Source organism: Chryseobacterium sp. KACC 21268 (assembly GCA_028736075.1).
Classification (GTDB): domain Bacteria; phylum Bacteroidota; class Bacteroidia; order Flavobacteriales; family Weeksellaceae; genus Epilithonimonas.
On record CP117875.1, the window covers coordinates 877076 to 901793 of the forward strand.

A 24718-nucleotide genomic window follows, 5' to 3' on the forward strand; every position below is an offset into this window, starting at 1 on the left:
TAATCAATTTCCTCTCGCGTTCGCCATTTTGTGATTCATAATTCTGGCAATGTTCAAAGCTCTGGCAATTGCCGTTTCGGTATTTTCGCCTTCGAAATTTTCGTGAATCGTTTCCTCCCAAATCTGCAACCAACGGTTGAAATGTCTTTCTTCCAACGCAGAAACTTCGTTGATTGGAAAATGAACCCGCATCGGGTTGCCTTCATAGACTGGATTTCCCAAAAGAATGCTTTCCCAGAAATTGTACATTTTCGGCAGATGTTTACTCAGGTCGATTTTCGCGATGTCTGTAAAGAAAAATCCAATCAAATCGTCTTTTATCACTTTATCGTAGAATTTATTGACCAAAATTTCTATGTCTTCCCGTGTGGCAATATCTTTCATATTTGACTTTTTTAGTTTGATGAAATCGCCGTCTAATCCGTGATTAGCAATTTCATTATCACAAAGTTATGGGTTTTCAAAATGCGAAAAATAGGATTAATATCAGTTTTTTTTATATTTGAAAAAAAATTAATAATGTTCACGTTCACTGTTTTACCAACTTTGGTAATCATAACTTTTATCATTGTAGTCCTTTATAAACATTTTGTAAAGAAGGATAGACAAGACTTGAAGTCATCTTTTCTATTTGCTTTATTTTTTTCAGCCATTTGGGGCGGATTATATTACTTAGTTTTTTCTTAATAAAACCATTAGTTTTGCAAAATGGATGTTGATTTCTATAAAAAGCAAGCCCAACTAAAACAAAAAGACCACAGAAAATTTCTGGACGGACTCAAAAAGAAACCGCCAAAAAATCTGGATTATTTGGTAGTAGAAAAGCACGATGAAACGTTTCGGGAAATAGATTGCCTTGGTTGCGCCAATTGTTGCAAAACCACAGGTCCGCTTTACGTAGAAAAAGACATCGAACGGATTTCCAAACATCTGCGAATGAAGCCCGCAGATTTCGAAGCCAAATTTTTGAGAGTGGATGAAGACCAAGATAAAGTTTTGCAGAATTTGCCTTGTTTCTTTTTGAATGATGACAACACTTGTTCCATCTACGACGTTCGCCCAAAAGCCTGTCGAGAATATCCGCACACAGACCGAAAAAAGATTTACCAAATCAATAATCTCACGATTCAAAACACTTTGATTTGCCCTGCGACATACGTCTTTGTGGAGAAATTAAAGAAGGTCTTGGAGAAGAATTAAAATTTCTTAAATAAGTTAAAGTTTGATATTTTTTTCATTTTCATAATTTGTGGTTTGATATTTGGCATTGATTATCAAATCATTAAAAATAAAGTATTATGAAAAAGTTAATCACAGCAACAGCCTTTATAATGTTTGGGACAATGTTTATCACGGCTCAAACCACTCAGAAAAGCGATAAGAAAGTAAGAATGGCAGAAAAACCGGCCAGCAGTACAGAAATGAAATTGGAAACCCAAGTTCAACCCAATGGAATGAACAGAACGGTGGACACGGCGACTATGAACAATAGGTCGAAAATGCAGAGTAATCCAAACAGACTGCAACAAAATCAGACAACGCCAAACAACGGAACTTTACAAAATCCAAGTACAACGTTACCAAATAATGGGACTCTACAAAATCCTAATACAACCTTACCAAATAACGGAACTTTGCAAAATCCAGGCACAACGACTCCTAACAATTCTACCAATCCGCAACAGCCATTGAGTCCAACAAACCCAATGACTCCAAGTAGATAATTTTAGGTAAGTTCAAAAATAAAACCAGTGCAATTCGCTCTGGTTTTTTTATTTGGTGATTTCAGGTTTTGTCATTTTTAATTGTTCAAATCTTACTTCATATAATTTGGTTTGATATTTGGCTTGACTAATCAAATCATTAAAATAAATCATTATGAAAAAGATAATAACAACCGCAACATTTCTCGTTTTTGGAACGATGTTGACGATGGCGCAAACTACAAAGAAGAAAGAAACAAAATCGACCACAACAAGAACAGAAATGAGAGCGAAATCAACAGCTCAGCAAAACAATACGCCAAAAATGGTAGATACCACAAATCTTGAGCAAAGACAAAAGGAAGCAGACGGAAAAATAATCACACCTGATGGACCACACGGAGATGGTTTGACAGACGAAGCTACAAAACCTTCACAAATACATCCACGACCAGGACAAACAGAATAAAAAAACCAGAGCAAATCGCTCTGGTTTTGTTTATGCTTTCCAATCTACAACAGCCTTTATAAAAGCTTCCGCATTTTCAACCGGAATATTTGGTAAAATCCCGTGTCCGAGATTCACAATGTATTTATCTTTTCCAAAACGGTCAATCATCTCGTGAACCATTTTCCGAATCGTTGCCGGTGTCGAATGTAATCTCGAAGGGTCGAAATTCCCCTGAAGCGTCACAGAATTATTCGTGAATTGTCTTGCTAATTCCGGCGTAATCGTCCAGTCAACGCCCAAAGCAGACGCTTTAGATTTCGTCATATCTTCCAATGCAAACCAACAGCCTTTCCCGAAAACCACAACGTGTGTCAACGGTGCGAGAGCTTCCACAATCTGATTGATGTATTGCCAAGAAAACTCTTGATAATCGGCCGGCGAAAGCATTCCGCCCCAACTGTCAAAAACCTGAACTGCAGAAACACCTTTCTCTACTTTTCGTTTCAAATAAGCAATTGTCGTGTCCGTGATTTTTTGCAATAATTTGTGCGCAGATTCCGGTTGCAAGAAGCAAAATGACTTCGCGATATTGAAATCCTTCGAGCCTCTTCCTTCAATACAATAGCAGAAAATCGTCCAAGGCGAACCAGCAAATCCAATCAAAGGAATTTCATTGTCCAGCTTTTCCAAAGTCATTTCTATCGCATCGAAAACATAACCCAAAGTTTCGTTCACGTCCGGAACTATCACATCGTCAACTTGTTGAGCTGTCCTGATAGGTTCGTCCAGCCAAGGTCCAACAGATTCCTTCATTTTGAAATCGATGCCCATCGCTTGCGGAACCACTAAAATGTCCGAGAACAAAATCGCCGCGTCCAAAGGAAATCTTCTAATCGGCTGAACCGTAATTTCCGAGGCCAATTCCGGCGTCTGGCATCTGGTGAAAAAGTCGTATTTGTCGCGCAACGCAATGAATTCCGGCAAGTATCTTCCGGCTTGTCTCATCATCCACACAGGCGGTCTTTCCACAGTTTCGCCTCGCAAGGCCTTCAAGTATAGGTCGTTCTTTATCATTTTCTTAAATTATTTGGGCGCCTTTATCCGCCTTCCGTTCCCAATTGTCACTCTGAGGTTCTCGAAGAGTCCACTCAAGTCGGGGCGCGCTTCGCAAAGTTTAGCGTTTAGTCTTTCAAATCAGCTTTCCCAAAAGTTGAACTTTCCTTAGAAATCAAATTCAACAAATCGGATAACGTATTTTTATGACTTGTAATTATTTTATTTTCAGTCAGTTTCTTCAATTCCGAAGTCGTCGTCTTTCCAATCGAAAAAATCTTCAAATCCTCCAAACCATTGAACTTCGCAAAACTACGAACTCCACTCGGACTGAAGAAAACCACAGCCTGATATTTCTCATTGATTTTCGGAAACAGCAATTCGGTCTTGTAAACAGGGATTTTCTTGTAAGAAATATTCTGCAAAGGCAATTTCTCATCCAAAACATCCAAAGCCAAATCGCCACAAAAATGCAAGAACTTCTCATTCACAGAATTTTCTGTTATGAATTGTGAAAGTTCGCTCGCATTCTTACAAAGCTTGAAAGTCCCAAAATTATGTTTCCTCAATTCCTTTTTCGTCTGCGAACCAACGGCGTAGATTTTATTATAATTCTTCTCAGCAAAATTTTCATTCGCATCAAAACCATTTTCAAAAAAGGCTTTCACTCCATTTACACTCGTGAAAATCAAGGAATTATTCTTCAAACCGAAAGTTTTCGTTTTAATGAATTCCGTTTTGATGACCTCCACAAAATCAACCAACACTTCCGTTCCCAATTTCTCAGCAACTTCTTTTTTGTCCAGTGATTTTGTAAAAAGGATTTTCATATTTATAAAGTCTTCGAGAACCTCAGACTGACATTTCTAAAACATTATTTTGTCATTCCGTAGGAATCTCAACAACAATTGATTTCTAATCTTTGTATTCTTTGTGAAATCCTTTGTGTCCATTGTGGTTAAGTATTTTACAAACTTTTTCTAATCTCGTCCATCAATTCCTTTCCGCCATTTTCCAAAACCTTCAAAGCTAATTTCGCTCCAAAATTCTCAGAATCGTTCCAGTCAAAAATCTCATCTGTTTCGATGCAATCTTTTCCATCCAGCGAACAAAGTCTTCCAACAAAGCGGATTTGATTTCCAACCAATTCGGCTTTTGCACCAATCGGCGCCGTACAACCGCCTTCCAAAGTTTTCAGGAATTCTCTTTCTATATTAATGCAAATCTCGGTTTCTTTGTGAGAAATCGATTTTAAAATATCGCTCAATTCAGGATTGTCAATTTTGCTCGCGATTGCAACCACACCTTGCGAAGGTGCTTGCAACAAGAATGGGATTTGTTCATATTCCACATCCAAATTCATTCGTTTGATTCCGGCCAATGAAAAAATTGTCGCATCTGCAACGCCGTCATCCAGTTTTTTCAATCGTGTTTGGACATTTCCTCGGATGTCCGTAAATTCAGTTTCAGGAAATTCCTTCAGCCAAAAAGCGCGTCTTCTCAAACTGCTGGTCGCAATTTTCAAGGTATTCAAATCCAAAGCTTCCGCATCTTTATTTCTTACCAAAACATCTTCCGGAAAATCTCTTTCCAAAACCGCAGAAATCTGAACGTTTTCTGGCAAAAGCGTCGGAACATCTTTCAAGGAATGAACAGCAATATCAATCTCGTCATTAAGCAAAGCAATGTCCAAATCTTTCGTGAAAATTCCTGTGATTCCCAATGCGTAAAGCGGTTGGTTCAGGTTTTTGTCGCCGGAACTGACGATTGGAACGATTTCAGTCTGTAATCCAAGATTCTGAAGTTTAGCTTCAACTTCGTGAGCCTGCCAAAGCGCAAGCGGACTATTTCTGGTTCCTATTCTTATGGTTTTCATTGTCTTACTGTTTGTGGATGTCGAGGATTTCCTCCATCAATTTTGTGATTTCGTCGGCGCGGGAAGGATTTTCCATAATGTATTTCGCAAATCGATTCGTGATTTTCTGAACCAGATTGTTGGACAGTTCCATATCCTCGATTTTGGCGTAATGGAATTTCTTATGAATATTGTGCATTTCGTTTTCCTCGATTTTCTTCAAAGAATTTTTGAAATGATTGATTTGAGGTGCGAGTTTTCTTTTCTTTTCCCAATCTGCAAATTCCTTCGCCATTTCCTTGATGATGCCTTCCGCTTTCGGGATTTCCTTTTTGCGTTGTTCCATCGTTTCCTGAATGGTTTGCGAAAGTTGGTCCACGTCTATCAACGTCACGTTTTCCAATTTTCCGATTTCCTTCTGAACATTATTAGGCATTGAAAGGTCGATGACAACCATCTCCTTGTTTTTAGGAAAATTGGTTTCATCAATAATATATTTCTGAGCGCCGGTTGCAACGATTAGAACATCAGTCTGTTTCAATTCTTCTGGGAACGTTTCAAAATCGATTTGAGGAATATTGTATTTATCAGCAATTTTCTCCGCTTTTTCAAAAGAGCGGTTGGCGATTTTTATTTTGGGCTGATAAATGTGTTTTACAAGATTTTCAATCGTGTTCTGGCCAATTTCTCCAACGCCGAGAAGCAGAATATTCTTCTCGTGAATGTGTTTTGTATTATTTAAAATATAATGAACCGCCGCGTAAGAAACCGAAGCTGAACCTGTGCTGATTCCAGTTTCATTCTTAATTCTCTTCGAAATTTGAATCGAGGAATTAATTGCGCGTTCTAAATAGGGATTAGAAAAATCCTTATACTTTTTGAATCGATGATAAGCATTCTTGATTTGAGACACAATCTCGAAATCACCAATGATTTGGCTTTCCAATCCAGCTGCGACGCGGAAAAGATGAAACAGTGCATCTTCTCGTTGAAGCACATTCACATAGTTCAAAAACTCGGAAAGAGAGACTCCAACTGTGTTGCAATAGAGCTCTGCGATGTGAAGATAATTCTTTGTAGTAGAGTAGATTTCGGTCCTGTTGCAAGTGGAAACAACGAACGCGTCACCGTAATCCTGCTCGTGGATTTGATTCACAAAAGCTTTGATATGGTCATCAAAAAATGCAAATCGTCCCCGTGTTTCTGCATCGGCTTTTTCATAACTGATGCTAAGAACGGCGAAATCTGATGTCTGGTGAAATTTATTTTTTGTGCTCATTTTCAGCTTGCAAATTTACAATATTTAATACAAAGACTCTTTCCGAATATCATTTTCGGGAATTGATAAAATCTATATCATTTCAATCATATGATATAAAGAATAATAAAGTATGGGTGGATTTGATGAGAGAGTAATAATTTTTGATTTTGCAATTGATATTCAGATTTCTTAGACAAGATAAATTATTGAAATTTTAAGGAAATTTTAACCAAATTATTTTTAATTCAAGATAGAGAATGCTTCGAAATTTATATCTTTGTAAACTTAATAATTACTGAACGAAAATGGGTATAATGGATATGTTTACGCAAGAGATTGCGATCGACTTGGGAACTGCGAACACACTTATCATACACAACAACAAAATAGTTGTGGATCAGCCATCTATCGTAGCGATAGAGCGCTCTTCTGGCAAGCCGATTGCCGTAGGTGAGCAAGCGAAACATATGCAAGGAAAGACCCACGAGGATATCAAAACCATCCGTCCATTGAAAGATGGTGTGATTGCCGATTTCCACGCGTCAGAACATATGATCAAGGAATTCATCAAACAAATTCCGGGCATCAAAGGAAAGTTTTTCCAGCCAGCACTTAGGATTGTGATCTGTATCCCTTCAGGAATTACAGAGGTTGAGAAAAGAGCGGTAAGAGATTCGGCTCAAAAAGTAAACGCCAAAGAAGTTCGTTTGATCTATGAGCCAATGGCGGCTGCGATAGGTGTTGGGATCGATGTTCAGAAACCAGAAGGTAATATGATCATCGACATAGGTGGTGGAACTACGGAAATTGCTGTGGTTGCATTAGGTGGAATCGTTTGTGACAAATCTGTGAAAATTGCAGGTGACGTTTTTACGAATGATATCGCTTATTATTTAAGAACGCATCATAATTTATATATCGGAGAAAGAACGGCAGAGAGAATCAAAATCGAAGTTGGTTCTGCGGTAGAAGAATTGGACGTTCCAATCGACGATATTCCTGTACAAGGTCGTGATCTGATCACTGGGAAACCGAAAGAAATTATGGTCAACTATAAAGAAATTGCAAAAGCACTTGACAAATCTATCATCAGAATCGAAGATGCGGTGATGGAGACTTTGTCATTGACGCCTCCGGAATTGGCGGCTGATATCTACAAAACCGGTATTTATCTTGCTGGTGGTGGAGCGCTTCTAAGAGGTTTGGCAGACAGACTTCATAGAAAAACGGGACTTCCTGTCTTCGTGGCAGAAGATCCTTTAAGAGCGGTGGTAAGAGGAACCGGTATTGCTCTTAAGAATATGAACAAATTCAATTTCCTTATCAAGTAATTAAGATTTTTCTCAAGTTTTTAGATGGGTGCTTTGCTGAGATTTTTTTCTAAGAATGCTTTGTTCGCGTTCTTTGTATTCTTGCAATTGGTTGCAATTGTACTTATTTTCAGCAAAAATTCTATGCAGCAAAGTTTCATTGCGGCAAGGACTGCGGCGTTCAATTCGTGGGTTTCCGGATATATCGATGAGGGAACTTCTTATCTGAAATTGAAACAGATCAATGAAGATCTTGTGACCCAGAACAAAGCTTTGATGTTGGAACTTTACGGCAAATATAAAGTGGCCAAACCCAATTTTCGAAAAGTTTACGATACGATCGGAGGCGGACAGATCTATACTTTTGTAGATGGAGAAGTGGTTTTCAATAGCATCAATAGAAGAGATAATTATTACACGATCAACCGCGGACGTTTGCAAGGCGTGAGTTCCAATATGGGCGTTATTGCTCCGAAAGGAATTGCTGGGATCGTCATCAATACTACAGATAATTATTCATTGGTCAAATCGATTCTGAGTGTCAATAAGATCAAGATCAGTGCTTCACTCAAGAAGTCTGGTTACTTTGGAACACTTTCCTGGAAAGGCGACGATACGAGAACAATGACACTTTCCGACATTCCAAAATATGTTCCTTTAAAAGTGGGTGATACCGTGGTAACTGATGGTAAATCCTCAATTTTCCCAGCCGGAATTTTGGTTGGAACCATAGCGGGTTACGAGGTTGACAGCAAAACGGGATTCTGGGATATCTCTGTAGAACTTAGCGAGAAGATTGGGAAATTAAGTAAAGTTTTTGTCGTCCGAAATCTGAAAAAATCCGAAGTTCAAAAAATCGATGATTCATTAAAAGTTCAAATTAAGAAAGATGATCAGTAGAAACGTTGTATCAGATCTGGTTTTGATCGCATTGTTGACGGCTTTTCAGATTTTCATTCTGAACAGAATTGCCTTGTTCGGACAATATATTCCCGTACTTTATCCAGTTTTTGTGATGTTCTATCCATTTTTCAGAAACAGATTCCATTTTTTAGCTTTAAGTTTTATCTTGGGATTATGCGTGGATGCATTTTTGGGAACCTGGGGAATCAATGCGTTCGCAACTACCGTTGTGGCATACTTCAGAACAATTATCTTCCGAACTTCTACAGACACTACCACAGATTTTTTCTCTTTCCAAGGGATCCAATGGACACAATTCATCTTTTTTATTGTAACCAGTATTTTCATCCATCAACTTTTGGTGCAGTTCATCGAGTTCTTTAAATTCGACAGATTTTTTGAAATTTTATTTAATGTAATAGTTACCAGTATAATTTCGTTTGTATTTATATTAGCCTATGCATTAGCTTTTAAGATCAAGCAAAAAGTCTGAAACTAGAATGTACATAACCAAACCAAAGCTTTCACATTGAGGTTGCATATGTCCTCAGGAATAATTTTAAAGCACATATGAAATCACAATATCTCAAGATTACACTCGCCCTTTCTATCATTGCATTGATTTTCATTGCAAGACTTTCTTATTTGCAACTATTCACCGACCGCTATGCTTTGAATGCTGCGAATACTTCCATCAAAATAGAATATGTCATTCCACCGCGAGGTGTCATTTTTGACAGAAACGGAAAAATATTGGTAGGGAATCAGCCTTCTTTTGAGATTTCTTACACGGCGGCACTTCTAAAACCAGATTTCGATACGATAGGGTTTTGTAAATTATTGGGGATTACCGAGCCAGAATTTGTCAAAACATTGAGGAATATTGAGAAGGAAAAATACTACTCCAAGCTAACGCCGATGACTTTTATGAAGAATCTAAGTCGAGAGGAAATGGCAAGGATCCAAGAATTGATCTTCAAATATCCAGCTTTCAGCATCGTTCCACGTCCGCAGAGGCAATATGAGGTCAACACTTCCGGTAACCTTTTGGGATATACGAATCAAGTAAATGACGCGGATATCAAAAAAGATTCAACATACTATTTACCAGGTGATTTTGTAGGAAAAAGTGGTGTTGAGAAATCTTATGAAAAAGAACTTCGAGGTGAGAAGGGAATGAAATACATCCAGAAAGACATTCGCCAAAGAAGCATCGGTTCTTATAAAAACGGAGAGCTTGATAAAGAAGTGGTTACCGGAAAAGACCTGACATTGACCATCGATTACGACCTACAAAGAATGGCAGAAGAAATGCTCGTGAACAAACACGGAGCAGTCGTCGCTCTAGACCCAAACAACGGAGAGATCCTGACGATGGCAACTGGGCCGGACATCGACCCAAATCTTTTCACAGGACCTCAAAAATCCAGAAATCTTTACAAATTAGCCAACGATACGATTTTCGAGAACAAACCAACTTTTGACAGGTCGATACAAGCGGCCTATCCTCCGGGATCGACATTCAAATTGCTAACTGCTTTGGCAGCTATGGAAATGGGCGTGATGACAGACAAAACGATCTTCCCGTGTGGAAGAGGATTTTTCTACCGTGGAAAAAGTATTAAAGGTCACGGTGGTGCAGATCCGTTGATTCCTTCTATTCAGGTTTCCAGTAACTGTTACTTTACATATGCTTATTTGGCCATCATCAAAAAGTATCCGGGAAATCCTTCTAAAGGCGTGGACGAGTGGAAAAAGATCATCAACAGTTTTGGCGTTGGAGAATTTCTTAACAATGATCTGGCCGTTGGGGCAAAAGGAAGAATTCCTTCGGGCGAATTCTATGAAAAAAGAATGAAATCGATCTATAAAGCAAGCGGCTCAAAAAGGACAGATTTCAAAAACTGGGACGAGATGCCGACAGGTGCTTTGTACAATGGAATGGGACAAGGTGATGTTCTCTTAACACCGCTTCAAATGGCAAACTTCGTAGGTGCGATTGCCAACAAAGGCTGGTACTACACACCTCACATTGTGAAAAGTATCGACGGAAAACCAAATCCAGATCCAAGATTTAAGAAGAAACATATGACGATGATCCAGAATCCTCAATATTATAATGTCGTTCTTCAAGGAATGGAGGCTGTTATGATCAAAGGAACGGGAAGAAGTCTTAGGTCAAAAGATTTTACACAACTCGCCAAAACAGGAACTGCGCAAGTGCCTCAGGGAAAAGATAATTCAATTTTTGTATTGATCGCGCCTGCAGACAAACCGAAAATTGTGGTTGTAGCCGTAATGGAGCACGCAGGATTTGGTGCCACTTGGGCTGGGCCAGCTTGTACTGTGATTGCAGAGAAATACATCACTGGAGAACTGAAACGGGAAAATCTCTACAAGAAGATGATCACGTCCAGCTTTATGCCGGAATATAAAAGACAGTATATTTCTGAGATGAAACGAAAAGGCTGGTACAAAGAACCGCCTAAAGATACCGTGAAACTCAAAAAGATCAAAGATAGTCTCCAAGCTATTGAAAATAAAAAAAAGAAGGATAGTTCCAAAGTTAAAACTCTAAAAAACAATTCAAAATGAAGTGGGCAGAAGGGATAGATAAATTAGGAATTACGCTTTACTTGATGCTTTGCATTTTCGCTATTTTCAATATTTATAGTGTGAAGGCGGATCTCGGACAAAAACAACTGATCTTCTTCGGGATTTCTTTGTTTGTCGGGATGATGATATTCTTTATGAGAACCAAGTTTTTCGAGAATATGTCTCCAATCATTTATGTTGGCGGTGTGCTGCTTCTGATTGGTTTGTTTCCTTTCGGGACGGAGATCCTTGGTCAGAAAAACTGGTACAAGTTTGGTGGATTTACGATGCAACCCGTTGAGTTTGCTAAAATTGGAACTACGCTGATGCTGGCAAATTATGCTTCAAGTCAGGATTTTGATATCAAGAAAAAGCGCTCATTATATACATCCATTGCAATTGTTGCTATTCCCGGAATTGTTGTTTTAATGATTCCCGATGTCGGTTCATTGTTGGTGTTTTTTGCTTTTGTAATGGCACTTTACAGAGAAGGACTTTCCGGCTGGTTGTTCGGTATTATCTTTATCTTCGCGGCTACATTTTTGATCTCAATTGCAGTCGATCCACTATATGTGGTGATTGCAATCCTCATCTTTGCGGCCATTTTTGTCTTTTTCAATTTTTATAAGATCCAAGGGAATGTAATGTATATAGTCGCAATTGTTTTGACAGTTGGCGTTTTAAGTGGATTGTCATATTCTTCCAGTTACGTTCTTACCAAGCTTCCAAAACACCAGAGAGAAAGAATCGAAGTTTTATACAAAGGCGAAAAAGCATTCCGAGATACCTCGGGTTATAACTTGCTCTATTCCAAAACCGCAATTGGTTCAGGAGGATTCACTGGCAAAGGCTACAAGCAGGGTTCTGTGACGCAGGGTAAATTCGTTCCGGAGCAGGAAACCGATTATATTTTCTGTACCGTTGGCGAAGAGTGGGGTTTTCTGGGAAGCACGCTTCTAATCATTTGCTATTCTATATTTATTGGCAGGATCTATTATCTCGCTGAAAATCAGAAATCTACTTTCAATAGGGTTTTTGGATATAGTTTTGCCTCCGTTTTATTAATTCACTTTGCCATCAACCTTGGGATGGTCATGGGACTTTTCCCTACGGTTGGGATTCCATTGCCGTTTTTCAGTTATGGAGGAAGTTCGCTACTGGCTTTTTCAATAATGACATTTATTTTCTTTAAACTTAATTATGCTGATAAGAATAGTTTAGTATAACTATTTTAAAATGTATAATTTCATTTCATAATGTATTTTCAATATTAAATTTGTATTTTGAATTGATTTTGGTTATTAATTTGATAGAACTTATACAATCAAAATAATAACTTATGAGAAAAATTATCTTCTGTGCAATTGTCCTTGGAGGCATCAGCACAATGCAAGCACAAAAAATCAGTTTAGGCAAGGCAACTGACATTGCTGGAAAAGGTTTGAAAGCTATGACATTTTCGAATGCAGATGCTATTACATTATCCAAAGAATCTGTAGATTATATGGATAAAAATAATCCAATTGCAGGCCCGAAAGATCCTTACACAATTCGACTCAACAAGCTTTTTGCTAAACACAAATCCCAAGACGGCTTAAATCTTAATTACAAAGTTTATAAAGTGAAAGATATCAACGCATTTGCTTGTGCAGATGGCAGTGTTCGTGTTTTTTCTTCATTAATGGATATGATGACAGATGATGAGCTTCTGGCCGTGATAGGTCACGAAATTGGTCACGTGAAAAATGAAGATACCAAAGATGCCATCAAGTCTGCTTATCTCAAAGCTGCAGCATTGGACGCCGCGTCCGCTTCATCAAATACAGTGGCAACACTTAATAACAGTCAAATTGGAGAAATGGCGAACGCAATGTTGGACGCTACACACAGCAAAAAACAAGAATCACAAGCTGATACTTACTCTTACGACTTTATGAAAGCGAATGGTTACAACGTAGTTGGTGCCTACACAGCATTTAAAAAGTTAGCTTTGTTATCGGAAGGAGGAACAGCACAATCTGGTTTCCAGAAGATGTTCAATTCGCATCCTGATAGCAACAAGAGGGCAGAAGCAATCAAAAAAAGAGCTGAGAAAGATGGTCTTTGGAAAGATCCAGGAACCGTTTCTTTACCAACTGCAAAACTTACAAAATAGAAAAACGAAAGCAGCCAATTGGCTGCTTTTTTTTAGTTCTTTACCAAAACCAAGTATTCCCAGGGTTTCAAATTAAGATTGGTCTTTTCAGAATTGATGTTGTAGATTTTGCCAGTAAACAATTCTCGGTATTGTCCATTATAATATTTTGTGTCGACGGAAGTTGACAAACTCTTATCTGAGAAATTATAGATGGATAAAACTGCATCGTTATTTTTTTCTCGGTAGATGGATAGGACGTCATTCATTTGATTGTTCGTCACTCTTATCATTTCGCCTCCGTATTTTCCGTTCCAGAGTGCTTGATTTTTATGTTTAAGGTCAAACAATTTTTGATATATTTCATAGAATTTATGGTCTTTCCAAACGATTTGGTCTTTCTCGAAGAACTCAAGGCTTCTGTCCAATCCTGCTTCCTGTCCGCTGTAGACCAAAGGCATTCCGTTGGCTGTTCCGCAAAGTACCATCGCGGTTTCCAATCCTTTTCCAAAGTTGGAATATTGATTACCTTCCCAGGAATTCTTGTCGTGATTGTCTGTGAACAACATTCTGTAGGAATCCAATGGGAAACTGCCGACATCGTGTGCCATATATTCGTAAAGTGCGTTGGCGCCTTTTCCGCCGGTTGTAGCTAGTTTCAGTTTATCCCAAAGTGTCCAGGAATAGGTCGCATCAAATGACTTTTTGTACAAATCTCTGGATTCCCATTCAGCCAACATAAAAACTGGCTTTATCGCATCCATTTCTTCTCTCGCATTGTCCCAGAAATCTACGGGAATGAAACCTGCAACGTCGCATCTATAACCATCGATATTGGCTTCTTTTACCCAATATTTTAGTGCGCCAGTCATATATTCTCGGAAGTCGGGATTGTTATAATCAAAATCGATAACGTCGTCCCAATCGTACCAAGGCGTCGGCTGGAAGTTGCCTTCTCTGGATTTGGTGTACCAGTCCGGATGTTCTTTGGTCAAAGGATTGTCCCAAGCGGAATGATTCCCGACCCAATCGATAATGACGTACATTCCCATTGCGTGGATTTTGTCAACCAAGCTCTTGAAATCCTTCAACGTTCCAAAGTCCGGATTCACGCCTTTGAAATCTTTCACGGAATAATAACTTCCCAATTTTCCTTTCCGATGTTCTTCTCCGATGGGATGGATTGGCATTAACCAAAGAATATCGACGCCCATTTTTTTGAGTCTTGGCAAATGTTTTTCGAATGCTTTGAAAGTGCCTTCTTTTGTGTACTGTCGGATGTTGACCTCGTAAATAGTCGCATTCTTGCTCCATTCCGGATGCTTGAGTTCTACATAAGGTTTTGGCTGATAGCGTGGGTCTTTGGTCTGACCGAATCCCAAAAACGGAATCATCAGAATGAGGAGTAAGTATTTTAATGAATTCATAAGGTTTATATATTTCTCTAAATTAATAAGAGTTTTTGATTTTCATTAATTTTAATTGAAAAATATTGTTCTTGATAAACTTTTTTAAAGATTTGAAATATGTACAAAATGAAAAACCCTTTCAGAGTTCAAAACTCTGAAAGGGTTGTGTATGAAACTTTATTTTGAAGACAAAGTTTAATTTTATGTAGAAACCCGCGCCCCGACTTGAGCGGAAATCCTTTTTTGTAGCTGGTAAAGCTTTGGCAAAAAGATTGGGAGCGGAAGGCGGATAAAGGCGCCCAAAAAATTTTTAAGAATACATCTGCTCCTGCAATTCTTTGATTTTCTTGTCAGATAGATATTCGTCGTAAGTCATATCTCTGTCGATGATTCCTTTCGGCGTCAACTCGATGATTCTGTTACAAACCGTTCCAAGCAACTCGTGATCGTGGGAAGACAACAGGATGTTTCCTTTGAAGTTGTTCAATGAGTTGTTCAAGGTTGTGATACTTTCCAGATCCAGGTGATTCGTAGGCTCATCCAAAAGAAGAACGTTCGCTTTCTGAAGCATCATTCTACTGAACATACATCTCATTTTTTCACCTCCGGAAAGGACTTTACAAGATTTTAGAGCCTCGTCGCCAGAGAAAAGCATTCTTCCCAGGAAACCTCTCATAAATTCCTCGTGACGCTCCTCGTCATTCTTCGTGAATTGTCTCAGCCAGTCTACCAAGTTGATGTCATCCTGGAAGAAATTGGTGTTGTCCAAAGGCATATGCGATTGGTTCGTCGTAACGCCCCAAGCCACATTTCCTTTGTCTGCAGGAAGATTTCCGGCAAGGATTTCGAAAAATTCTGTGATTGCCAAAGAGTTTCTGGAGATGACCGCCACTTTATCACCTTTCTTAAGATTAAGGTCGATGTTTGTGAAGAGTAATTCGCCATCTTTGGTTTTTTCAAGGTCTTTCACGTCCAGAATCTGGTCTCCAACTTCTCTTTCGGTATCGAAAATGATGGCTGGATATCTTCTGGATGAAGGTTTGATATCGTCGATGTTCAACTTGTCAATCATCTTCTTACGCGCAGTCGCCTGTTTTGCTTTCGCAACGTTGGAACTGAATCGCGCGATGAAATCCTGTAATTCTTTTTTCTTGTCCTCAGCTTTTTTGTTGGCCTGAGCTCTTTGTCTTGTTGCCAATTGTGAAGCCTGATACCAGAAAGAGTAGTTACCGGTGTAAAGATTCAACTTAGCATAATCCAAATCTCCGATGTGCGTACAAACGGTGTCCAAGAAGTGACGGTCGTGAGAAACAACGATCACGGTGTTCTCATAATCTGCCAAGAAATCCTCCAACCAAGCGATTGTAGCGATATCCAAGTCATTGGTAGGCTCATCCAGAATCAATACGTCTGGATTCCCGAACAATGCCTGAGCAAGCAAAACCCTTACTTTGTCTTTGTTCTCAAGTTCGCCCATCAATTGGTAATGCATATCTTCTGAAATACCAACGTTTGAAAGCAAAGTCTGCGCATCAGCTTCGGAGTTCCATCCGCCCATTTCGTCATAAACTACGCCAAGTTCTCCAGCTTTGATTCCATCATCGTCGGAGAAGTCTTCTTTAGCATACAAAGCGTCCATTTCTTCTTTGATGTCGAAAAGCATTTTGTTCCCTCTAAGGATGGTTTCCAACACTGTAAAGTTGTCGTAGGCGAAGTGGTCCTGCTCCAATACGGACATTCTTTTTCCGTTTTCCAAAGAAACGTGACCAGAAGTTGGGTCTTGTTTTCCGCTTAATATTTTAAGGAAAGTCGATTTTCCTGCACCGTTGGCACCAATGATACCGTAGCAATTCCCTTTTGTAAATTTTATATTGACTTCATCAAAAAGAACTCTTTTCCCGAACTGTAATGATAAATTGGATACTGTTAACATATTGTTTTGTAAGTTTGTGCAAAATTACGAAAATTAGTTGGGATGAGGAAAGCCCTATAGTTATAATAATTTAACACTATGAAAATAGAAAAAACTGTTAATATCTTCAATAAAAGAGCACGCTTCGAATACGAAATCCTGGATGAGTATGAGGCGGGTCTGGTTTTGACAGGAACCGAAATAAAATCTCTCCGATCTTCCAAAGCATCAATCACAGAAAGCTTTTGCCAGTTTATTGATGACGAACTTTATGTCATTAATATGATGATTGATGAATATAAATTGGGAACTTTTTACAATCATAAAACAAAAAGGGAACGGAAATTGTTACTGCATAGTTACGAATTGCAAAAACTTAAAAAAAAGTTAAAGGATGTTGGCAATACGATAATCCCACTCAAGCTATATATTAATGATAAAGGGAAAGCAAAATTGCTTATATCATTAGCCAGAGGGAAAAAGTTGTTTGATAAAAGAGAGGCTATCAAGGATAGAGAGAATAAGGTTAACATTCAGCGGTTATTAAAGAAAAGTTAAAAAAACTTTGTTTATAAAGAAAAATTATATTTATTTTGCATTATCAATTATTTAATCATTTAATTCTATGAAAAATCTAAAATTAGGAATTACAGCTTTGGCACTTACTGTTGCCTCTTCTGTTTTTGCGCAAACTACTACTAACCCTTGGGTTATAGGTGTAGGTGCTCATGGAGTGAATCACGTTGCTCAAAGAAACACTTTCAGCAATACGTTCTCATTCAACAATTTTAAAGAAAACTTATTCGGTGTATCTAAGTATTCAATTACACCACCACTTTCCAAATTGACAGTTGCAAGAAGCCTTGGAAAAGGTTTGGTATTGGACTGGCAAACGACTGTTGGTAACGTTGATAACAAGAGATTTGCAATGGAGAAAGAGTTTTTCTTGATGACAGGTCTTGGTATTCAATTTAAAGGTGCAGGTCTACTTTGGGACGAAGAGTCTTGGTTTGATCCGTACTTGAGAGTTGGTGCTAACTACTTAAGACATGATTATACAGGTCTTACTTTCCCTCAGACAGATACTAAGTCTGGAGAAGTTTATGGCGCTTATAACGAAGATGGAGACATTACAGGAAAAGCAAACCACTTTACAGTAAGTACTGGTGCTGGTATCAATTTCTGGGTTACTAAAAACTTCGGTTTAGGTGTACAAGGTGATTATGTTACTACTCCTGTAGATAAGTCTGGTATTGCTAACTTTTGGCAAGCTTCTGCATCTATCTTATTTAGATTCGGAAACACAGACAGAGATAAAGACGGAATTCCAGACAAAGAAGATGCTTGTCCAGATGTTCCAGGTTTACCAGAATTCCAAGGATGTCCTGACACAGATGGAGACGGTATTCCAGATAAAGACGATCAATGTCCAGATGTAGCAGGTCCTAAAGAAAATAACGGTTGTCCTTGGCCAGATACAGACGGAGACGGCGTATTAGACAAAGATGATGCTTGTGTTGACGTTCCTGGTCCAGCTGAAAACAAAGGTTGTCCTTGGCCAGATACAGACGGAGACGGAGTATTAGACAAAGATGATGCTTGTCCTACCGTATTCGGTCTTGCTCAATACCAAGGTTGTCCTAAACCAGCTACAGCTTACGCTGAAGAAGCTACTGGAGCTCTTACAAACATCTTGTTTGACTTCAATAAAGCAACTGTTAGAGCAGAATCTGCAGGTAAAATTGAACAAGCTGCTTCTATCCTTAACGGAGCGAAAGATGCTACTTTCTTAGTAACTGGTCACACAGATGCTAAAGGTGCTGAAGCTTATAACTTAAAACTTTCTAGACAAAGAGCTGCTGCTGTAGTTGCTGCGTTGGAAGCAAAAGGAGTAAGTGCAGGTCAATTGAAATCAGTAGGAGTTGGAGAAAGAGACGCTAAAGTTTCTGAAAAAGCTTCTGATGCTGAAAGACAAGCTGATAGAAGAGTAGTAGTAGAAGCTGTAAACGGCGCTGCTTGGGATGCTCTTCAAAAATCAGATCTTCCAGTAGTTGAGAAGAAAACTGTTAAGAAAGCTCCAGCTAAAAAAAGAGCTACTAAAAGAAAATAATTAATAATTATTTCTAAATATAAATACCTCCAATTTGATTGGAGGTATTTTTTTTGTTTCTATATTTCAGTACTTTTGTAATATAAAATAAAACTTGTAATGGGAAGAGCATTCGAATATAGAAAAGCCTCAAAAATGGCCAGATGGGACAAGATGGCCAAAACATTTTCCAAGATAGGAAAAGATATAGCCTTGGCAGTTAAAGCCGGCGGAACAGATCCAGAAGCCAATCCAGCACTTAGACGATGCATCCAGAATGCAAAAGGTGCCAATATGCCAAAGGACAATGTCGAGAGAGCAATCAAAAAGGCAAGTGGCGCAGATGCCGAAAACTACGAAGAAGTAACATATGAAGGTTACGGACAAGGCGGCGTGGCATTCTTTGTAGAATGTACGACGAACAACACAACAAGAACCGTTGCCAACGTAAGAGCAATTTTCAACAAATTTGACGGCAATCTTGGGAAGAATGGAGAATTAGCTTTCATCTTCGATAGAAAAGGAATTTTCACTATCGAGAAGGCGCAGATCAAAACCGAATGGGATGATTTCGAAATGGAAATGATCGATGGTGGTGCAGAGGAGATCGACCAGGACGAAACAGAAGTTTTGATCACAACAGCATTCGAAGATTTCGGAGCAATGTCTCACAAGCTTGACGACTTAAAAATCGAAGTAAAAAGTGCAGAACTACAAAGAATCCCGAACAACACAAAAGAGATGACGGATGACCAGTTCAAAGCCAATATGAAGATGCTAGAACGTTTCGAAGAAGACGATGACGTTCAGAACGTTTTCCACAATATGGAATTCACAGAAGCGCAATTAGAAACGCTTTAACAAACAGATATCAAATAAAAAATCCTGAAACATAAGTCTCAGGATTTTTTATTTTTATAAAACGCTTTTTAATTATGCGTTTGGTTCAATAGATACAAATGATCTGTTGTTAGCTTTCTTTCTGAAAACAACTTTACCATCCACAAGAGCGTGCAAAGTGTGATCTTTACCCATCCCAACATTTTCACCTGGGTGATGCTGAGTACCTCTTTGTCTGATGATGATGTTACCAGCAATAGCGTCTTGTCCTCCGAAAATCTTCACGCCCAATCTTTTGGAATGAGATTCTCTACCGTTTTTGGAACTACCAACTCCTTTCTTATGTGCCATTTTATTTAAACTTTGTGGTTAAAAATTATTCAGCAGATTCGCTGGTTTCTGTTACTTCAGCTTTAGCCGCTTTCTTAGGCGCCGCTTTTTTAGCTTCTTTTTTCTCAGAATCAAAACCAGTGATACCAGTTACGATGATTTGAGTAAGAGATTGTCTGTGACCGTTTTTCTTAGCATAACCTTTTCTTCTCTTCTTTTTGAAGATGATTACTTTGTCAGCTTGAACGTGGTCAAGAATTTCTACATCTACGGTAATACCGCTTACAGCCGGGGCACCAATTGTGATTGCGCCGTTTACAGTAAGAAGAACTTTATCAAAAGAAACTTTCGTCCCTTTGTCTCCTTTCAAACGGTTCACAAACAACTTTTGGTTTTGCTCAACTTTGTATTGAAGCCCTGCTATTTCTACAATTGCAAACATTGTTTATAAATTTTATATTATTCGAGGTGCAAAAGTACACTTTTTCTTTCTAAAACACAAACCCTTATCACAAACTTTTCAATAATAATTATTTGGGCAGCTTTATCCGCCTTCCGCTCCCAATCTTTTTGCCTATGCTTCTCCAGCCACAAAAAAGGATTTCCACTCAAGTCGGGCTGCAGATTCTCCATCAAAACACGAGACTAGATAAAATCAAATTTATCCGTCTTTATATAAGTCTCAAATTTAATCTGCATAATTCGCCAAATCTGCGAGAAACCTCAAATTACTAATCTTTTTAGCGAAACGCCTTTGTGACCCTTACAACAGTTAGTATTTAAAAAAATCTTTTTGCGCTTTGTGTTCAAACCTACAATCTCAAAAAATCTAACTCCCAACATCTATTATATAAAAGAATACTTATAAATTTGACAACCGAAAATTCTTAATGATGTTGGATTTTATCAAGAAAAATATCGCGCTCATCTGGGCCAAAAAACATATCGCCAAAACAAAAGATTTCAAAACCAATGCGGTCAAAAATCAGGAAGAACTCCTGCTTTCACTTGTCAAAACAGCGGAGAAAACCTTGTTCGGAAGAGAACATCAATTCGAAACGATAAAGACTATTGAAGATTTCCGAAATAACGTTCCGATTGCAGATTACGAAGATTTGAAACCTTACATCGAGAAAGTCAAAAAGGGACAATCCAAAATCCTTTGGCCAGATTTGCCAGAATATTTTGCGAAAACCTCAGGAACAACTTCCGGCGCCAAATATATTCCGATTTCAAAAGAAGCTATGCCTTATCAAATTGGCGGTGCTCAAAGTGCGCTTTTCCATTACATTGCCAAGAAAAACAATGCAGATTTCGTTGGTGGAAAAATGATTTTCCTGCAAGGTTCACCAGAATTGCAAGAAATCAACGGTATCAAAAACGGAAGACTGTCTGGAATCGTGGCGCATCACATTCCGAATTATCTTCAGAAAAACAGATTGCCAAGCTGGGAAACCAACTGCATCGAGGATTGGGAAACCAAAATCGATAAAATTGTAGAAGAAACCGAGAAAGAAAATATGACCTTGATTTCTGGGATTCCGCCCTGGTTGATAATGTACTTCGAAAAACTGATTGACCGACACGGCAAAAAAATCACAGAGATTTTCCCAAATCTTCAATTAATCATCACTGGTGGCGTGAATTACGAACCTTACCGCGATAAGATGAACGAATTGCTGGGAAAACCTGTCGATATTGTTCAGACTTTTCCAGCGTCGGAAGGTTTCTTCGCGTTCCAAGATGACTATACTAAAGAAGGCTTGTTGCTGTTGACGAATCACGGGATTTTTTATGAGTTTGTTCCTTTGGAAGAATTCGGAAAACCGAATGCCAAAAGATTGACGTTGAAAGATGTGGAACTCAATAAAGATTACGCCTTGATTTTGACGACCAATTCTGGACTTTGGGCATATTCCATTGGCGATGTGGTGAGATTCATTGATAAAAATCCTTACCGAATTTTGGTTTCTGGACGAACGAAACATTTCACTTCCGCTTTTGGTGAACACGTGATTGCGTTTGAAGTGGAGGAGGCGTTGAAATCTACCGTTGAAAAATTCCCAGCACAAATCACAGAATTCCACCTTGCACCACAAGTGAATCCTGCCGAAGGTTTGCCTTACCACGAATGGTTTATCGAGTTTGAAAAAGAGCCGGAAAATTTTGAAGCGTTCAAATCTGAATTGGATTTGCAACTCAGAAAACGAAATACGTATTATGATGATTTGATTTCCGGAAGTATTCTGCAACCTTTGGTCATCACAAAATTGAAGAAAAATGCCTTCCAGGATTATGCCAAATCGGAAGGGAAATTGGGCGGACAAAACAAGATTCCAAGGCTTGCAAATGATAGAAAAATTGCTTTATATTTGGAAAAACTAATTTTACAATGAGAACTTTTTCTTTTCTGATTGCTTTGCTCATCCTTTTGCAATCTTGTACTACAACCATCTACAGAAGTACTTTGAACAAAGACAATTTTTCCGCAGTTCAGACGGGAAAGAAATACACTTTTTACGAAAACGGTAAACCAAAATATAAAGCCAGAGTTTCATCTATGGATGAGAACAAGATTGTGGCAGTTGCAAACAGTCAAGAAGTGACGATTGCGAAGAATGATATCAGAGTGATTAAAAAGAATAATCCTGGTGGCACAACGGCGATTGTTGTAGGTTCAGTGGCTGGAATGACAGCGTTTGTTGCGTTGCTTGTTTCGCTGGTCAACAACAGTTCTCCCGAGTATTACTATTACTAAGAATCTGAATATTAGAATTTGGAAATGTCAATAGATGTTACCGAATCTTCAATAGACCGACCAATCCCATAGCCCCGATAGGAACGGCATCCTTTTTTGTCATTGCGATTGTTGAATCGTTCAATGCTGTACTAATGTCGTTCGCAATGACAAAAAAGATATAGTGGATAGCGGGATTAAGCTCCTAAAAATCCATCTTTCCAAATTATTTCCCGAAAATCGAATGCCAGTTGAGAGCTATCAACTATTTTTGCATAATGGTTTCATTCACACCGCTTCGGGTTTTAAAAAATATAGAATTTCGTCATCTTCTCACAGGTAGATTTTTCCTAATCATCGCATTCCGGATGCTGGCGACTTTGCTCGGCTGGTGGGTTTATCAATTGACAAAAGACCCATTTTCCATTGGATTGATTGGACTTTCGGAGGTGATTCCTGCGGTTTCTTGCGCACTTTATGCTGGTCACGTTATCGATATGAATGAGAAAAAACGACTGCTTTTGATTTGCAATTATGCGTATGTGGTTCTCATCAGTTTGCTTTTGATTCCGGCTTTTCTTGGTCATAAATTACATTTTACAGGACACGAAATCACTTATTTTATTTATGCTGTCATTTTCTTTACGGGGATTTGTCGTTCGTTTTTGGGTCCGCTGGTTCCAAGTATGATTCCAAGAATTGTGAAGCAGGAAAATCTGCCTTACGCGGTGACGCTCAATCAGGCGACTTTTTTGATTGCATCGGTTTCTGGTCACGCTTTGGGAGGGTTTTTGATTGCTTTGATTACGATAAAATGGACTTTGGTGGTGATTGTGAGTTGTATGGTTTTGTCGTCGCTGTTTTTCTGGACGATTAACAAACAATTCTCTGAGAATACGAAAAAAGACGTGAAAGTTTTTGAAAGTATGAAGGAAGGTTTGGCTTACATTTATAAAACGAAGGAAATCTTGGGCGCGCAAATGTTGGATATGTTTGCGGTGCTTTTTGGTGGCGCAGTGGCGATGATTCCTGTTTTTGCGAGTGATATTCTGAAGGTTGGTTCCGAAGGTTTTGGACTGCTGAACGCGGCGTCGGATATTGGCTCGATGATTATTATCATTACGCTTTCTTTGGTTCCGCTTCGTAAAAATCAAGGTAAAATATTGCTTTTTGTGGCGACTGGTTTTGGGCTTTGTATCATTGGATTTGGATTGTCGAAAATGTATTGGTTGTCTTTTGCGTTTCTCGTTTTAAGCGGAATGTTGGACGGAATCAGCGTTGTGATTCGAGGAACGATTGTTCAGTTGAAAACGCCTGAGGAAATCCGTGGACGTGTTTTGAGCGTGAATTCGATTTTCATAATGTCAAGTAATGAGCTTGGACAATTTGAAAGTGGCTTGACGGCGAAACTGATGGGCGTTGTGCGTTCTGTGGTTTTCGGTGGGACGATGACGGTTTTGACAGCGTTGTTTATTGGCGCAACTTCTAAGAAGCTGAGGAAGATGCAGTATTAGATTGCTTTTGGCTTTAAATGCTTTAAATTGGATTTATAATGAAGAGAGTTTTCATTTTTATTAAATCGATTTTTGTCATTCTGATGGTTTGGTTTTTGGCACATTCAATTTATATCACCATTGATGGATTGAATGATAAAAAAACAAACGCAGATGTTGCAATTGTTCTTGGAAATAAGGTGAATGAAGATGGAACTTTGTCCGAAAGATTGGAAGCTCGGCTTGATAAAAGCTTGGAACTATTCAATCAAAAAAGAGTTAGAACAATTATCGTCAGCGGTGGTTTGGGAAAAGAAGGCTTTTGGGAAGGAAAGAAAATGAAGGAATATTTAGTTGAAAATAAAATTCCAACCGAGAAAATATTAGTTGATAATTTCGGAAATGATACGGAGAAAACGGTTGAGAATTCGATTAGAATGATGGATAGTTTGAATTTCAAAAGTGCGATTTCGGTTTCTCAATATTTTCATCAGACCAGAACCAAGAAATTATTCAGAAAGAAAGGATTTGAGAATATTGAAAGTGCAAGTCCGGATTATTTTGAGTTGAGGGATTTCTACTCCATTTTTCGGGAGTTTGTGGCTTATTATAAAGAAGCGATTTAATTGAAATAAAAAAGGAA

At 38.6% G+C, this 24718-nt stretch carries 25 protein-coding genes; 16 read left to right on the forward strand and 9 right to left on the reverse strand.

The window, feature by feature from the left end; all coding sequences use genetic code 11:
- Positions 1–3: 3 nt before the first annotated feature.
- Positions 4–384, reverse strand: coding sequence for a group III truncated hemoglobin (locus PQ459_04195; protein ID WDF47690.1), 381 nt, complete (start codon positions 382–384; stop codon positions 4–6).
- 324 nt (positions 385–708) lie between these two features.
- On the opposite strand from PQ459_04195, the gene PQ459_04200 reads away from it, so the two are divergent.
- The 3 genes from PQ459_04200 (at position 709) to PQ459_04210 (ending at position 2172) form a co-directional block, all read left to right on the forward strand.
- Positions 709–1200 (forward strand): YkgJ family cysteine cluster protein, encoded by a 492-nt coding sequence (locus PQ459_04200; GenBank protein ID WDF47691.1) that lies wholly within the window; start codon positions 709–711, stop codon positions 1198–1200.
- A 98-nt stretch (positions 1201–1298) separates the two neighbouring features.
- Positions 1299–1724, forward strand: coding sequence for a hypothetical protein (locus PQ459_04205; GenBank protein ID WDF47692.1), 426 nt, complete (start codon positions 1299–1301; stop codon positions 1722–1724).
- A 154-nt stretch (positions 1725–1878) separates the two neighbouring features.
- Positions 1879–2172 (forward strand): hypothetical protein, encoded by a 294-nt coding sequence (locus tag PQ459_04210; GenBank protein ID WDF47693.1) that lies wholly within the window; start codon positions 1879–1881, stop codon positions 2170–2172.
- Positions 2173–2202: 30 nt separating this feature from the next.
- Here PQ459_04210 and hemE read toward each other — a convergent pair whose 3' ends face one another.
- The 4 genes from hemE to hemA all read right to left on the reverse strand — a co-directional run bounded on the left by hemE (position 2203) and on the right by hemA (position 6341).
- The gene (gene hemE, locus PQ459_04215) at positions 2203–3228 is read right to left on the reverse strand and encodes a uroporphyrinogen decarboxylase (protein WDF47694.1); all 1026 of its coding nucleotides are present in this window, start codon (positions 3226–3228) and stop codon (positions 2203–2205) included.
- 107 nt (positions 3229–3335) lie between these two features.
- Positions 3336–4037: a uroporphyrinogen-III synthase gene (locus PQ459_04220; protein ID WDF47695.1), complete on the reverse strand. Its 702-nt coding sequence runs from the start codon at positions 4035–4037 to the stop codon at positions 3336–3338.
- Between the two features lie 137 nt (positions 4038–4174).
- A complete protein-coding gene (hemC, locus tag PQ459_04225; protein ID WDF47696.1) occupies positions 4175–5083 on the reverse strand; it encodes a hydroxymethylbilane synthase in 909 nt (302 codons plus the stop codon).
- Positions 5084–5087: 4 nt separating this feature from the next.
- A complete protein-coding gene (hemA, locus tag PQ459_04230; GenBank protein WDF47697.1) occupies positions 5088–6341 on the reverse strand; it encodes a glutamyl-tRNA reductase in 1254 nt (417 codons plus the stop codon).
- A gap of 287 nt (positions 6342–6628) precedes the next feature.
- Between hemA and PQ459_04235 the strand changes: the two genes are divergently transcribed.
- The 6 genes from PQ459_04235 (at position 6629) to PQ459_04260 (ending at position 13286) form a co-directional block, all read left to right on the forward strand.
- Positions 6629–7654, forward strand: coding sequence for a rod shape-determining protein (locus PQ459_04235; protein WDF47698.1), 1026 nt, complete (start codon positions 6629–6631; stop codon positions 7652–7654).
- A gap of 24 nt (positions 7655–7678) precedes the next feature.
- On the forward strand, positions 7679–8533 hold the full coding sequence (mreC, locus tag PQ459_04240) for a rod shape-determining protein MreC (protein WDF47699.1): 855 nt from the start codon (positions 7679–7681) through the stop codon (positions 8531–8533).
- On the forward strand, positions 8523–9029 hold the full coding sequence (locus tag PQ459_04245) for a rod shape-determining protein MreD (GenBank protein ID WDF47700.1): 507 nt from the start codon (positions 8523–8525) through the stop codon (positions 9027–9029). The genes mreC and PQ459_04245 overlap by 11 nt, the downstream gene beginning before the upstream one ends.
- Before the next feature lie 77 nt (positions 9030–9106).
- On the forward strand, positions 9107–11131 hold the full coding sequence (locus PQ459_04250) for a penicillin-binding transpeptidase domain-containing protein (GenBank protein WDF47701.1): 2025 nt from the start codon (positions 9107–9109) through the stop codon (positions 11129–11131).
- A complete protein-coding gene (gene rodA / locus PQ459_04255; protein WDF47702.1) occupies positions 11128–12357 on the forward strand; it encodes a rod shape-determining protein RodA in 1230 nt (409 codons plus the stop codon). The genes PQ459_04250 and rodA overlap by 4 nt, the downstream gene beginning before the upstream one ends.
- A 113-nt stretch (positions 12358–12470) precedes the next feature.
- Positions 12471–13286 carry a M48 family metallopeptidase gene (locus PQ459_04260; GenBank protein ID WDF47703.1) on the forward strand — a complete coding sequence of 272 codons (816 nt, stop codon included), beginning with the start codon at positions 12471–12473 and terminating at the stop codon, positions 13284–13286.
- 32 nt (positions 13287–13318) lie between these two features.
- Here PQ459_04260 and PQ459_04265 read toward each other — a convergent pair whose 3' ends face one another.
- Positions 13319–14692, reverse strand: a complete 1374-nt coding sequence (locus tag PQ459_04265; protein ID WDF47704.1) for an alpha-amylase family glycosyl hydrolase — start codon at positions 14690–14692, stop codon at positions 13319–13321.
- A gap of 292 nt (positions 14693–14984) precedes the next feature.
- A complete protein-coding gene (locus PQ459_04270; protein WDF47705.1) occupies positions 14985–16607 on the reverse strand; it encodes an ATP-binding cassette domain-containing protein in 1623 nt (540 codons plus the stop codon).
- A 78-nt stretch (positions 16608–16685) separates the two neighbouring features.
- Here PQ459_04270 and smpB point away from each other — a divergent pair, with 78 nt between their 5' ends.
- The 3 genes from smpB to PQ459_04285 all read left to right on the forward strand — a co-directional run bounded on the left by smpB (position 16686) and on the right by PQ459_04285 (position 19536).
- Positions 16686–17144, forward strand: a complete 459-nt coding sequence (gene smpB / locus PQ459_04275) for an SsrA-binding protein SmpB (GenBank protein ID WDF47706.1) — start codon at positions 16686–16688, stop codon at positions 17142–17144.
- A gap of 67 nt (positions 17145–17211) precedes the next feature.
- Complete coding sequence (locus PQ459_04280) at positions 17212–18696, forward strand: OmpA family protein (GenBank protein ID WDF47707.1); 1485 nt, start codon at positions 17212–17214, stop codon at positions 18694–18696.
- Between the two features lie 99 nt (positions 18697–18795).
- Complete coding sequence (locus tag PQ459_04285) at positions 18796–19536, forward strand: YebC/PmpR family DNA-binding transcriptional regulator (GenBank protein WDF47708.1); 741 nt, start codon at positions 18796–18798, stop codon at positions 19534–19536.
- Positions 19537–19608: 72 nt separating this feature from the next.
- On the opposite strand, the gene rpmA is transcribed toward PQ459_04285, so the two are convergent.
- Together rpmA and rplU are read right to left on the reverse strand one after the other, a co-directional pair.
- A complete protein-coding gene (rpmA, locus tag PQ459_04290) occupies positions 19609–19866 on the reverse strand; it encodes a 50S ribosomal protein L27 (protein WDF47709.1) in 258 nt (85 codons plus the stop codon).
- A 25-nt stretch (positions 19867–19891) separates the two neighbouring features.
- The gene (gene rplU, locus PQ459_04295) at positions 19892–20287 is read right to left on the reverse strand and encodes a 50S ribosomal protein L21 (protein ID WDF47710.1); all 396 of its coding nucleotides are present in this window, start codon (positions 20285–20287) and stop codon (positions 19892–19894) included.
- Positions 20288–20738: 451 nt separating this feature from the next.
- Between rplU and PQ459_04300 the strand changes: the two genes are divergently transcribed.
- The 4 genes from PQ459_04300 to PQ459_04315 all read left to right on the forward strand — a co-directional run bounded on the left by PQ459_04300 (position 20739) and on the right by PQ459_04315 (position 24701).
- Entirely contained in the window at positions 20739–22241 is a 1503-nt protein-coding gene (locus PQ459_04300; GenBank protein ID WDF47711.1) for a GH3 auxin-responsive promoter family protein, read from the forward strand.
- The gene (locus tag PQ459_04305; protein WDF47712.1) at positions 22238–22603 is read left to right on the forward strand and encodes a hypothetical protein; all 366 of its coding nucleotides are present in this window, start codon (positions 22238–22240) and stop codon (positions 22601–22603) included. The genes PQ459_04300 and PQ459_04305 overlap by 4 nt, the downstream gene beginning before the upstream one ends.
- Positions 22604–22860: 257 nt before the next feature.
- A complete protein-coding gene (locus tag PQ459_04310) occupies positions 22861–24096 on the forward strand; it encodes an MFS transporter (protein WDF47713.1) in 1236 nt (411 codons plus the stop codon).
- Positions 24097–24134: 38 nt separating this feature from the next.
- The gene (locus PQ459_04315; protein ID WDF47714.1) at positions 24135–24701 is read left to right on the forward strand and encodes a YdcF family protein; all 567 of its coding nucleotides are present in this window, start codon (positions 24135–24137) and stop codon (positions 24699–24701) included.
- The last annotated feature ends 17 nt before the right edge of the window (positions 24702–24718 follow it).